The organism is Gracilimonas sp., from assembly GCF_040218225.1.
Taxonomy (GTDB): Bacteria; Bacteroidota; Rhodothermia; order Balneolales; family Balneolaceae; genus Gracilimonas.
The window spans coordinates 517,764-529,538 of record NZ_JAVJQO010000008.1 but is presented as its reverse complement, the minus strand read 5'-3'; the positions used below and the strand labels follow the sequence as shown (position 1 = coordinate 529,538).

The following is an 11,775-nucleotide window of genomic DNA, read 5'->3' as shown; positions in this document are numbered from 1 at the left end:
TGTGGTAACATTTTGTTTGTAGTAAAGAATTAGAGTGCTAAGCTATCAAATGAAAGACCGTTGAAATGGTTATTTGTGACAAAATAGGTTGCCGGTGTTTTAGTCTTCCTGAAAATGCATAAGTTCAACCCATGAAATTTCTACAATCTATCTTCGATTTTTATCTGCAGAGCAGTATTCATGTAGGGCTTGCCGTAATGGCTCTTGCTGCGCTTTCGGTCATGCAATTTGGTTTTGTGCCGGAGCCGACGTTATTACTTTTCATTTGGCTGGGAACCATCTGCGGGTATAACTTTGTGAAGTATTCCGGAATTTCTAACCGGCACCACCTTGAGATTACTAAGAACGTATTACTCATTCGGATTTTTACCGTTGGCTGCTTCGCCGGTTTCTTGTACTTTGGGCGGTTACTTCCGGCTTATATTTGGTACACAACGGGAGTGGTGGGAGTGCTTACCGTTTTGTACACTATTCCATTCTTCAGGCAAAAGAACCTGAGGAGTTTCAAGGGGATTAAGGTATTTGTGATAGCCGCAGTCTGGGTTGGGTTTACCGTTGTTCTGCCCCTTCAATACCATTACATGAGCTTTTTGAGTGAGCGGGTTCTTCTGCAAAGTGCAGAGATATTCTTATTTGTGATGGTCCTCATGTTGCCGTTTGAGATTCGGGATTTGAAATATGATATGCCTCATCTTTTAACCATTCCACAATGGATGGGAGTCCAGAAAACGAAGTGGCTTGGAACGGTTTTAGTGGGTGTAATTGCAATCCTCATTTACCTACAGAAATATGTGTACGCTTCTTATCTGCCGGTGAACTTCGGCGTATTAGGGTTACTTCTGATGTCGGTCTGGTTCAGCCGTGAAAATCAGGGCAGGTATTACGCTTCTTTTTGGGTGGAAAGTATTCCAATCGTTTGGCTGGTGGGGTATTTGTTTATTTGAAATGTATTCTCAGTTTGTGAAGGGGTGAACCCCTTCGCTTGTGTACTTGAACAGGTCAAAAACCCGACTCAAATCTTTAACAAGATCCAAATTCATTGCAATAAACAAGCAAAGTCCTCCAGGGCTGAAGCAACTTGTATTAATCCCGAAGCTTCAGTTTGGCTACTGCTTCAATGTGATAGGTTTGAGGGAACATATCCACCGGCTGTACTTCTTCAATTTCATACACTTCCTTCAGCTCTTTGAGATCGCGTGCCATGGTGGAGCTGTTACAGCTTACATACACAATTCGTGGCACCTTCAATTCGCATAATCGTTCTACTACATCGGGGTGCATGCCTGCACGGGGAGGGTCGGTGATCAGTACATCAGGGGCACCATACTCGTCCACGATATCCTGGGTAAACACGTCTTTCATATCACCTTTGATGAAAGAAACATTCTCCACTTCGTTTTCTTTTGCGTTGAACCGGGCGTTTTCAACGGCTACATCTACCAGTTCAATACCCAGTACATGCTTTGCAGGTTTGCTCATGAATAGACTCAGCGTTCCTACTCCGCAGTAAAGGTCGTAAACAATGTCACCGTCTTTCAGTTCGGCGTAATCTCGGGCGATTTCATACAGTTTTTCAGCCTGTGCAGTATTGGTCTGAAAGAATGCATTGGGGTGAATCTTGAAGGTAAACTCACCAATTTTATCCACGATAAACCCGGGTCCGTGGAGCACTTTTTCGAAGCGGCCCACCGCCGTCGGGCTTTTGGTATCATTCACATTGTTGACAATAGTGGTAATGAAAGGAAACTCATCGAGCAAGGCTTTTGTCATCTTTTTCATTACCTCCTGATCATCCTGATAGGTCACCAGGTTTACCATAAAGTCATCGGTGTGATGGGAATTCCGGATCATCACATGCCGCATGAAGCCTGTGTTTTCAAAAGTATCATACGGTTGTATGCCATGTTCAATACAATAGCTTCTCACGAAGTCGAGAATCTCAAACGACTCTTTCACCTGCAGGTGACATTCTTTCAAATTCAGGATTTTATCAAAGCGTCCGGGAGCGTGGAGGCCGGCTGCAAAAGCGGAATCATCCACATATTCATCCCTGCGGATTTCTTCTTCGGTTAGCCAGCGCCTTGAGCTGATGCTGTATTCCATCTTATTCCGGTAATAAAACTCTTCGTCTGCTCCCAGGCCTTCTTTAACGATGGAACCGTCCAAATGACCAATACGCTCAATATGATCACGAACCTGCTGGCTCTTAAACTCAATTTGTTTTTTGTAGGGAATATGCTGCCAGCTGCAACCGCCACATACTTTCGCGTGCCGGCACTTAGGCTCAATGCGGTGCGGACTGGGTTCCAGCACTTCCAGCAGCTTGGCTTCCCTGTGTTTCTTTTTCTTTTTGATGATCCGGGCTTTTACCTTGTCACCCGGAGTTGTGTTTGGCACAAAAACGGCTAACCCGTCAACTTTTGCTAAGCCCTTGCCTTTAAACGCCGCATCAATAATTTCGAGTTCTACTTCCTGACCTTTCTTAAGCGACATATTTATACTTTCTCTTCTCTGTTTGCTTCGTAATACGTTTGAAATTGAATGTTAAGTGCCAGTTGTTCACTTGAAACCTCAGCAAGTTTCTTGGCCGTAGTCTCTAACTGCCTTAATGCGATGTTGGTAAGAGTCTGCAGGAATTTAACCGCAATTTGTGGATGCCTGTCCCGCAATACTTCAAAATCAGGTTTAAAAAAACCGAGTAAATCACAATCTGTAGTGCACTTCGCGGAGGATTTCCGTCTCAGGTTATAACCAATGGAAAGAGCCCCAAAGCTATCCGGGGATTCAAGTTCCAGCTCAGATATTATTTCATCAGGTGCTTCATCATCAGGAGTTCCAATAGTAAGTTGTATTTTTCCTTTCTCGATGAAGTACATGCCCGTTCCGGGATCATTCTTGTAGAATACATATTCGCCTTCCTTATAGCTTCGGCGATGGCAAAGCTGCAGAAACTCATAGCGTTCGGCAGGGTTGAGGTTTGCCAGGAACTTCGATTTGAAGACGATATTCGACTGATCTTTTAAGCGTTTTAATTTATCAAACATAGCACCTGAAATTGAGGTTAAAAGGAGTGACCAATACCAAAGCTAAAATATAATTGCTTATTGTTTAACCAACCAGCCTGAAGGTCGTGCAGGCGGAAGGCAAAATCAAACCGAACCACAACATATTCCCAGTCCAGACGAAGACCGGGCCCACTGCCTACAGCAATTTGGTTATAAAAATTATCAAAACGAAAACGTCCTTGTTCCAGCCTGTCCTGATTATTTTCATCACGGAAGTCGTTTTCAGGTCCGTACCAAACATTACCGGCATCAACAAACAAAGCTGCCATCCAGTTGGCGCCCAAAAAATCCCGAATAAAAGTCTGCCGTACTTCGCTGAATGCCGCCAGCTTAATTTCCCCACCCGGAATATTCACATTATCGGTCGAAATATCCCCGGGACCCAATTGGAATGGAGCCCAGCCCCGGATATCGTTACTGCCGCCTGCAAAGAACCTCCGGTTTAGTGGTATGGAATTTGACCCTCCATAGGGCTGCGCAAATCCTCCAAACAAACGCCATGCAAAAACACCTGAATTTGAAATAGGTATATATCGCCGGTAATCGGCCGAGAGTTTCACAAATCGACTATAACTTAGATTGTTATCACTCAACCCAAAAAGAGAGGGGAGATTCCCCTCAAGAGTATCAGGCGTAGTGACATGGTTGTCTATTAAATAAGGGATGTTTCCGCCCACAGAAACAGAATACTCACTGAAATATCCCCGGTTTCTTTTTATAAGATCGGTATTCTGGCTACGGAAAGTGTATCGGATGATGGAAGAAACTTGTGGTTCAAAGTCTTCCAGAATGCGCTGCAGCTCAAAAGCGTCCACAATAGTGCCATCCTGCAGTGTATCAGTACCAAATTCATTCCTTAGATTTCGGATGTATGCATCCGACGGGTTGGTGTCAACCAGGTCTAATTCAATCAGGTCCAGAAAGCTGGAGAAGTTTTGGGTGTGATTGACTTCATATCTCATATTGAAACCAACATCAGAATTAATGTCGAATAACAACTGATCCGAACGACTGTATGACAGCAGGTATCTAGTGACACCACTGGTAAATCCGGGGCGGTTATCCAGCGTTCTGAATGGGAAGTTCAACCGGGGTACAGAGTACTCTGCCCGAAGTTCATAGCTCCGGAATACAGACGATTGGGTGGCAGTGGTATCAATTTCTTCCAAAACAGCAGGGCTCACAAACTCGAAGCTGGCATTGGCTCCAATAGTCAGATTTTCTGCGTTTCCAAATACATTGTTGTTGTTGTAATCAACTCCGAAACCTGTTCCATAACCGTATCGCTTCATCCCAAACAATTCAGTTGAAATACTGTGCTTGGTGAGCGTTTGTAGATCGAAGAATACCGGAATTTCTTCCTGACTGAAATCGGGTAGCGCCTGGTTTTCATTTTGTCCGAATCGCTGAATGTAAAGCATTCCAAGATTCTGAAACTCATTCACCGTTTCAAGATACAGTGAATGATTGTAGATGGAGCCGGGCTTAAACAGCAGCTGGCTCGACAGTAAGCTAAAATGAGATTGTGTGCCTGGTTCTTTATGAAGGTAAATCACATTAGAAGAATCGACAGTGTGAGGAGGTCCGATTAGCGTATCTTTCTGGGTATAATTGACCGGTGGGTCTTCATCACTTAATTGAACCCTGATATCCCCGAACCTGTAAATACCCCCGGGATTAATTTGATAACGCACATCCAGCCTGTTAGGAGCTGTGGTATCAGGTTTAACCAAGGCGATAACTGAATCTCTTTGAACGGATGCATATCCATTATTCTTTAAGAAGGTAATGATCCTCTGCTGCTCATTACTTAACTCCTGAGAGCTATATTGCCTGTTTACTTCGAAGGTATTCTCCGCTATTCGCCCGCGGGTAAGAACACTCTCCTCCAAAAAGTTGAGCTTTTTCTCCGGATCGGTAAAATCAGGCATGCCCCGGTAAGAAATGGTATTGATGTAATAAGCATTACCTTCGTCGATAATGAAGGAGACCTCGGTCTTGTCAGAGCGATACTCTACGATGGTAGTATCAACCTGTACATCAAGAAAACCCAGTGATTCATAGTACAAAGCAATCCGTTCCATGTCGTTGTCTACGGTTTGCAGGTTAAGGTAAGCGGGTTCTTCTCCAAACCTTCCGCCCGACATATTCCAGATAAAATACCACGGGGTGAAGCGGGGAATACCCAAAAATTCACGGTTAGTCCGGGTTCTGACCAGTGTTTCTAAGGTCCGGTCTTTGATATTGTCGTTTCCGGAAAACCGGATACGCCGGACTACATCTTCAGTATTGGTATTTTGAGTGTTTTGCTGAGCATAAATCGCTGTTGGATGAATGATATCCACCCATGCAAAAATGCATAGCACAAACGTGATTCTAAGTAGGCTGTAGATATTTGCAAGCAAGGTAATACAGAAAAAACGGCTGTTCCTTAATACACCTAGAACAACCGTAACCTCTGTTGAGGGTTATTTATTAAACGTCGTCGTAATCAAAACCTTCGTCTTCTTCGTTATGAAAGAAGTCTTCTTTACGGATGTAGTCTGGCCAGATATCTTCAATACCTTCGTATACCGGCTCTTCACCTTGTTCGATTTCTTCAAGCTCTTCGAGATTCACAATAACCTGGTTAGGCAAGCCATTGCGTTCTGCCCATTCTATAAGTTCTTCCCGGGTGGCCGGGAAAGGGGCATCATCTAAAGCTGCGGCTAATTCAACGGTCCAAATCATAGTTAAGTAATTATTTTAGAATGAATGAGTGTAATAAACACATGTGTTGATAAAACACAAGTGAATAAATAAAATTTTTGTTCCAAATTCGTGCCGAAAATATTGTTATCTTCGCACAAATACATCAACTAAATCCTGAGAGGATTATTTTATGTTTAACAGTTTAGGTGCCCCTGAAATTCTCATTATTGCCATCATGGTTTTAGTGCTTTTCGGAGCAAAACGCATCCCGGAATTGGCTCGCGGTTTAGGGCAGGGAATTAAAGAATTCCGCCAGGCTTCAAAAGATATTAAAAAGGAAATTGAAGACAGCTCCCGTGATATTAATGATGCCGCCAATCACGAAGAAACCTCATCTAAAAGCAAATAAACCCAGAAATTGAACTACATGACTATTACAGAGACTCGAGAAAAAGTCTTATCAGGAGAACTAAAACTTCGAGACCTTGTAGAGCAGTACAGAAAAGAAATTGAAGACCGTAACCCGGAAATAAATGCCTTTGTAGCCACCGACTTTGAGGCGGCTCTTTCACATGCTGATGAGGTTCAAAAAAAGATCGATAACGGAACCGCAGGAAAGCTTGCCGGGGTCGTTATGGGTATCAAAGATGTGATTTCTGAGCGAGGAAAGAAGGTAACTTGTGCGTCAAAGATACTTGAGAACTTCGAAAGTGTGTATGACGCCACCGTAATTGAACGTCTTCGGGATGAAGATGCGGTGTTTATTGGCCGGCTTAATATGGATGAATTTGCCATGGGTTCGACCAATGAGTACAGTAATTTCGGTCCGGTAAAAAATCCACGGAATACCGATAAAGTACCGGGTGGATCCTCAGGTGGGAGTGCAGCTGCCGTTGCTTCGGGAATGGCAATGACCACACTTGGTTCGGATACCGGAGGTTCTATTCGTCAGCCTGCTTCCTATTGTGGGGTAGTTGGGTTGAAGCCTACGTATGGCCGTGTTTCTCGATACGGACTGGTTGCATATGCTTCTTCATTTGACTGCATCGGACCTTTAGCAAATTCAGTAGAAGATACCGCACGTGTTTTAGATGTAATAGCAGGTTTTGATGAGCGGGATAATACTTCTTCACACCGAGAGAAAGATGACTATGTGGGAGCTGTTCAAAATCCCGATAAAAAAATTAAAATTGGTGTCCCGGAAGAGTTTTTTGGTGAAGGACTGGATGCCGAGATCAAAGAAGGCATAGAAAAAGTATTAGCTGATCTGGAAGCCGATGGGGCTGAATTGGTTCCTATTCACTTGCCGCACACCAAATACGGGATTGCTACTTACTATATTTTAGCTACCGCTGAAGCATCCAGCAACCTGGCTCGATTTGATGGAATCCGGTATGGACACCGGGCCGACAAAGAAGAGATGCTGGATGAACTGAAAAAAGAAGAGAAAGCATTAAAGGAAGCTTTTGAAATTGCAGAGGGTGAAGAAAAGATCGAACTGCAGCAGAAATTAGCTAAACTGGATTCCCCTCTCATCCGACTTTATAAGAAATCAAGAACCGAAGGATTTGGCACAGAGGTAAAACGCCGGATTATGCTCGGGACTTATGTATTGAGTGCCGGATATTATGACGCTTATTATGGTAAGGCCCAGAAAGTACGCCGGCTCATCCAGAACGATTACAAAGAAGCATTCAAAAAAGTGGATGTGATTGTGAGCCCAACCGCACCAACTACTGCTTTTGACCTTGGTGCAAAGCTGGATGATCCTGTGCAAATGTACCTGAATGATGTATACACCATCACTGCTAATTTGGCTGGAATCTGTGGCATCAGCGTACCGGCTGGTATACATAGTAACGGACTTCCTTTTGGTATTCAGTTTATGGGAGATAGCTTCCAGGAAGCAAAAATCCTGAATGCTGCCCGACTTGTAGAACTCCAATCTTAAAAATATACCAGAGCTATGAACAGGCTGAAAGGTAAAACAGCAATCGTAACCGGAGCTACTGCTGGTATTGGTTATAAGACGGCAGAGCTTTTAGCTGAACAGGGAGTACATCTGGTAATAACAGGTCGCAGATCAGATCGACTTCAGGAAATCAAGAAGGAGCTGGAATCAGCTTTTGGTGTTGAAGTCCAAACTGCTGCCTTTGACGTTCGTGATGCCGATGCTTGCCACTCTTTTGTAGATTCGCTATCGGTTACAATAGATATTCTGGTCAACAATGCAGGTCTTGCTAAAGGAACAGATCCCGTTTTCGATGCCGACTTTGATGATTGGAATACCATGATTGACACAAATGTGAAAGGCCTGTTATACCTCTCCCGGCTGATTATTCCCGGAATGAAAGAACGGAATTCAGGACATATCATTAATTTAGGTTCTACGGCAGGGCATGAATCTTATGCCGGTGGAGTAGTTTATACGGCTACCAAGCATGCTGTGAAGGCAATCACCGAATCAACCAAAAAGGATCTGCACGGCACTGACGTCAGGGTTAGTATGGTATCACCCGGACTGGTGGAAACAGAGTTTAGTGAAGTCCGTTTTGATGGAGATAAGGAAAAGGCGGCAGATGTTTATAAAGGAATGAAACCCCTGGTTGCTCAGGATATTGCTGAAATCATCGTTTTTGTTGCTAACCGTCCGGCTCATGTTAATATCATGGATACAGTAATTTATCCTACCGCTCAATCTTCAGCTACTATGGTACACCGAAATGCTTAAATGGCTTCCAGTTGCTCTGTTCATTTTTTTTGTGAGTTGTTCTGATTCCGGAAAACCCGATCTTCAGTTTTCTGAAAAGGGCAGGGAAGTTCCCGAATTCAATGCAGATTCAGCCTATCATTTTGTACAGCAGCAGGTCGACTTTGGACCACGCGTTCCCAACACAGAAGCTCACCGGCAAGCAGAAGCCTATTTTGTAGAAAAGCTAAAGGAATATGCTGGTCCTAATTCAGTTTTTGTCCAGGAATTTACTGCAGAAGGATATGATGAGCAGCTGGAGCTTGGAAATGTAATCGCGGCGTTCAATTTAAATGCAGCAGACCGAATTATGCTAAGTGCGCATTGGGACAGTCGGCCTCGTGCTGATATGGATTCAACCCGGAAAGATGAAGGTATTTTAGGAGCCGATGATGGTGGAAGCGGTGTGGCTGTTCTTTTGGAGCTCGCTCGTTTGTTTAGTGAAAATCCACCTCCAATAGGAGTAGATATAGTGCTTTTTGATGGTGAGGACTATGGGGAATCCGGCAGTCTGGAGAAATATTTTCTTGGATCAAGATATTGGTCTAATAATCCACCCGTTCCGGGATATCGCCCGCGTTTTGGTATTTTGCTGGATATGGTTGGAGCCAAGGGTGCTCAGTTTCCTAAAGAGGTTTATTCGCTCAGTTATGCTCCTAATCTGGTGGAAGAAGTGTGGAATATCGCGAGCGAAAAAGGGTATGATCATTATTTTTTGAATGAAGAAGGCGCCGCTGTATCCGATGATCATGTGATTGTGAATGAACAAGCCCGAATTCCTATTATCAATATCATCAATCATAGCCGGACTCCTCGGGGTAATGCTGAATTCGCCCCTTACTGGCATACGCATAAGGATAATATGGACATTATCAGCAGGGAAACTCTTCAGGCTGTGGGTGATGTGATGGCCGAACTCATTTATAACCGATTATAATGGAATACGTTGAGCTCAGGATTTCACTTAAAGATGATTTTCACGAACTGCTAATCGCCGAACTTTTTGACCTTGATTTTGAAGGCTTCGAGCAGGACGATGATTTACTCATTGCTACCATTCCCACACAGCGTTTTGACGATTCCAAACGGGAAGAAATTGAGAAGCTGCTGATGAAATTCGGGGGCGAGTCATCCATTCTAAGCGAAAAGATCATCCCCGATCAAAACTGGAACGAGACCTGGGAACGGACTATTCAACCCCAAACCATTGGCCAATTTTATGTGCATCCAACATGGTCGGTATCCGGGACTGACATCGGTGATAAAATAGAACTGATGATTGATCCCAAAATGGCGTTTGGAACCGGATATCACGCCACAACAAGGGTAATGCTTGAATGGCTGCCAGAGGTTATTAAAGAGGGTGATAAAGTACTCGATGCCGGGACGGGAACCGGAATTTTAGCTATTGCCGCACTAAAGCTTGGAGCGGAATCAGCTTTTGGTTTTGATATTGATGAGTGGAGCGAAACCAATGCTCACGAGAATATTTTGCTAAATGAAGTTGAAGGGTTTGAAGTTAAGCTTGGCTCAACAGAAGTAATTCCTGACGGCGAAAAATACGATGTGATTCTGGCCAATATTAACAGGAACGCCTTGACTGAGTTAATCCCCGAGTTTCTAAAGTTTTTGAAAGAAGACGGCAAGTTATTGCTATCCGGGCTGCTTGTAGAGGATGAGCAGACTATGCTGGAACAGGAATCACTCCAATCATTAACACATGTTGACACCCGGAAGCATCAAGAATGGATAGCCATATTGTTTGAAGTATGAAAGCAGCGATAGATATAGGTACAAATACAGTTTTATTATTGGTAGCTGAATATGAAAATGGCGTCATTAAGAATATACATGAAGAGCACCGCGTGCCCAGGTTGGGAAAGGGTGTAGATGCAGACAAGAACATCAATGATGCAGCTACAGAAAGAGTAATTGATGCACTTAGTGCCTATCGCACAATTCTGGATACAGATTTTCCCAAAGTGGATAAAGTTATCGTAACAGCCACCAGCGCGGTTCGTGATGCCAATAACCGTGATGTATTCATTTCCAGGGTAAAAGATGAAACTGGTTTTGATATTCGCTTGCTTTCAGGAAAAGAAGAAGCGGAGTGTACGGCAGCCGGAGCATTGTCGGTTTTGGAAAAAATTGAAGGCGAAGAAACACTCATTTTGGATATAGGTGGTGGAAGTACAGAAGTTGCTCAGATAAAAGAGGGCAAGCTTGTTGATGGACATTCTTTTGATATGGGTTCTGTACGATTTACCGAGCGTTTTCTGAAAGGCAATCCTCCCTCAGGCGAGGAAATTGAAACATGCAGAAAAGAAATCGAAAAGCTATATACAGGCAGACCTTTTAAATCAGGCAGGGAAGTGAAAGCAATAGGAGTAGCCGGAACGGTAACCACATTGGCGGCTATGGCTCTGGAGCTTACCAATTATGAACCTGGAAAGTTAAATGGATATTCACTCCGCTTTGAAGAAGTACAGAAATACATACAGGAATTTTCAGAGAACGACTATGAAGATATGCTTACCCGGCACCCGGTATATTTGAAAGGAAGAGAAGATATTTTTATGGGAGGGATGCTGATTCTGGAAGGATTCATGAAGCAATACGACCTGGATTCAATATTGGTATCTACGGGCGGAATCCGTCATGGGGCAATAATCACGCTATAAAAAAAGCGCCTCCGGTTTAAGAAGGCGCTTAATTGGTGTCTTAGTTTTTCGATTAATTTTCGCCAAGAGGTATACGCACGCCTGCTGCAATATTAAGTTGATCAGCATCGCCTATCACGTATTTTAGTTCCCCAAACAAGTTTCCAAAACTTAAAGGGTATGAAACACCTCCACCAATATTTAAGCCGAGTTCACTGTCAGAATCGCTTCCGCTAACATTTGGCCCACTGGCATTTGAATTAAATCCAAGTACATTAATACCGGCAAGTGCAAAGGCAGAAAAACCTGTTTCATCATCAGAATATAAACTGTAGTGACCATTCAGGTTGAATTCATAATAAGTAACGGTGATCTCATTGCCATTTCCTAAATCTGTTTTATCAGGCAGGTAAAAACCAAGATTAGCATTTAAATCAATATCTTCATTTATAGCATAAGATCCGTCTACTCTCAAACCAATTTGTTCGACCTCACTTCCGTACATAAGTGCACCACCAACAGATATTTGGGCCAAAGAAGTTTGAAAAGTAGCTAATGATAATAGCGCCGTAAAAGTCAATAAAGTTATTTTCTTCATTTTGATTGTTTT

At 43.4% G+C, this 11,775-nt stretch carries 12 protein-coding genes; 7 read left to right on the top strand and 5 right to left on the bottom strand.

The window, feature by feature from the left end; all coding sequences use genetic code 11:
* Positions 1–131 precede the first annotated feature (131 nt).
* On the top strand, positions 132–944 hold the full coding sequence (locus RIB15_RS13650; protein ID WP_350202722.1) for a UbiA prenyltransferase family protein: 813 nt from the start codon (positions 132–134) through the stop codon (positions 942–944).
* Positions 945–1,083: 139 nt separating this feature from the next.
* Here RIB15_RS13650 and rlmD read toward each other — a convergent pair whose 3' ends face one another.
* The 4 genes from rlmD to RIB15_RS13630 all read right to left on the bottom strand — a co-directional run bounded on the left by rlmD (position 1,084) and on the right by RIB15_RS13630 (position 5,795).
* Positions 1,084–2,493, bottom strand: coding sequence for a 23S rRNA (uracil(1939)-C(5))-methyltransferase RlmD (gene rlmD, locus RIB15_RS13645; RefSeq protein ID WP_350202721.1), 1,410 nt, complete (start codon positions 2,491–2,493; stop codon positions 1,084–1,086).
* Between the two features lie 2 nt (positions 2,494–2,495).
* The gene (locus RIB15_RS13640; RefSeq protein WP_350202720.1) at positions 2,496–3,044 is read right to left on the bottom strand and encodes a cyclic nucleotide-binding domain-containing protein; all 549 of its coding nucleotides are present in this window, start codon (positions 3,042–3,044) and stop codon (positions 2,496–2,498) included.
* 17 nt (positions 3,045–3,061) lie between these two features.
* Entirely contained in the window at positions 3,062–5,431 is a 2,370-nt protein-coding gene (locus RIB15_RS13635; protein WP_350202719.1) for a BamA/TamA family outer membrane protein, read from the bottom strand.
* A 109-nt stretch (positions 5,432–5,540) separates the two neighbouring features.
* Positions 5,541–5,795, bottom strand: coding sequence for a DUF2795 domain-containing protein (locus tag RIB15_RS13630; protein WP_020402200.1), 255 nt, complete (start codon positions 5,793–5,795; stop codon positions 5,541–5,543).
* Between the two features lie 151 nt (positions 5,796–5,946).
* Here RIB15_RS13630 and RIB15_RS13625 point away from each other — a divergent pair, with 151 nt between their 5' ends.
* Genes RIB15_RS13625 through RIB15_RS13600 form a run of 6 tightly spaced genes read left to right on the top strand, consistent with a single transcriptional unit; the run spans position 5,947 to position 11,186 of the window.
* Positions 5,947–6,165 carry a Sec-independent protein translocase subunit TatA/TatB gene (locus tag RIB15_RS13625; RefSeq protein WP_255135462.1) on the top strand — a complete coding sequence of 73 codons (219 nt, stop codon included), beginning with the start codon at positions 5,947–5,949 and terminating at the stop codon, positions 6,163–6,165.
* 18 nt (positions 6,166–6,183) lie between these two features.
* On the top strand, positions 6,184–7,707 hold the full coding sequence (locus RIB15_RS13620; protein WP_350203076.1) for an amidase family protein: 1,524 nt from the start codon (positions 6,184–6,186) through the stop codon (positions 7,705–7,707).
* Between the two features lie 15 nt (positions 7,708–7,722).
* Entirely contained in the window at positions 7,723–8,487 is a 765-nt protein-coding gene (locus tag RIB15_RS13615) for an SDR family NAD(P)-dependent oxidoreductase (protein WP_350202718.1), read from the top strand.
* The gene (locus RIB15_RS13610; RefSeq protein WP_350202717.1) at positions 8,480–9,442 is read left to right on the top strand and encodes a M28 family peptidase; all 963 of its coding nucleotides are present in this window, start codon (positions 8,480–8,482) and stop codon (positions 9,440–9,442) included. Before RIB15_RS13615 ends, RIB15_RS13610 begins: the two co-directional genes overlap by 8 nt.
* Entirely contained in the window at positions 9,442–10,278 is an 837-nt protein-coding gene (prmA, locus tag RIB15_RS13605) for a 50S ribosomal protein L11 methyltransferase (protein WP_350202716.1), read from the top strand. The genes RIB15_RS13610 and prmA overlap by 1 nt, the downstream gene beginning before the upstream one ends.
* Entirely contained in the window at positions 10,275–11,186 is a 912-nt protein-coding gene (locus RIB15_RS13600) for a Ppx/GppA phosphatase family protein (RefSeq protein WP_350202715.1), read from the top strand. Before prmA ends, RIB15_RS13600 begins: the two co-directional genes overlap by 4 nt.
* A gap of 52 nt (positions 11,187–11,238) precedes the next feature.
* On the opposite strand, the gene RIB15_RS13595 is transcribed toward RIB15_RS13600, so the two are convergent.
* Complete coding sequence (locus RIB15_RS13595; protein ID WP_350202714.1) at positions 11,239–11,763, bottom strand: outer membrane protein; 525 nt, start codon at positions 11,761–11,763, stop codon at positions 11,239–11,241.
* Positions 11,764–11,775 lie beyond the last annotated feature (12 nt).

Coding starts and splice junctions, on each gene's coding strand:
- RIB15_RS13650 (WP_350202722.1), top strand. CDS start 132: ATGAAATTTCTACAATCTATCTTCGATTTTTATCTGCAGAGCAGTATT.
- rlmD (WP_350202721.1), bottom strand. CDS start 2,493: ATGTCGCTTAAGAAAGGTCAGGAAGTAGAACTCGAAATTATTGATGCG.
- RIB15_RS13640 (WP_350202720.1), bottom strand. CDS start 3,044: ATGTTTGATAAATTAAAACGCTTAAAAGATCAGTCGAATATCGTCTTC.
- RIB15_RS13630 (WP_020402200.1), bottom strand. CDS start 5,795: ATGATTTGGACCGTTGAATTAGCCGCAGCTTTAGATGATGCCCCTTTC.
- RIB15_RS13625 (WP_255135462.1), top strand. CDS start 5,947: ATGTTTAACAGTTTAGGTGCCCCTGAAATTCTCATTATTGCCATCATG.
- RIB15_RS13620 (WP_350203076.1), top strand. CDS start 6,184: ATGACTATTACAGAGACTCGAGAAAAAGTCTTATCAGGAGAACTAAAA.
- RIB15_RS13615 (WP_350202718.1), top strand. CDS start 7,723: ATGAACAGGCTGAAAGGTAAAACAGCAATCGTAACCGGAGCTACTGCT.
- RIB15_RS13610 (WP_350202717.1), top strand. CDS start 8,480: ATGCTTAAATGGCTTCCAGTTGCTCTGTTCATTTTTTTTGTGAGTTGT.
- prmA (WP_350202716.1), top strand. CDS start 9,442: ATGGAATACGTTGAGCTCAGGATTTCACTTAAAGATGATTTTCACGAA.
- RIB15_RS13600 (WP_350202715.1), top strand. CDS start 10,275: ATGAAAGCAGCGATAGATATAGGTACAAATACAGTTTTATTATTGGTA.
- RIB15_RS13595 (WP_350202714.1), bottom strand. CDS start 11,763: ATGAAGAAAATAACTTTATTGACTTTTACGGCGCTATTATCATTAGCT.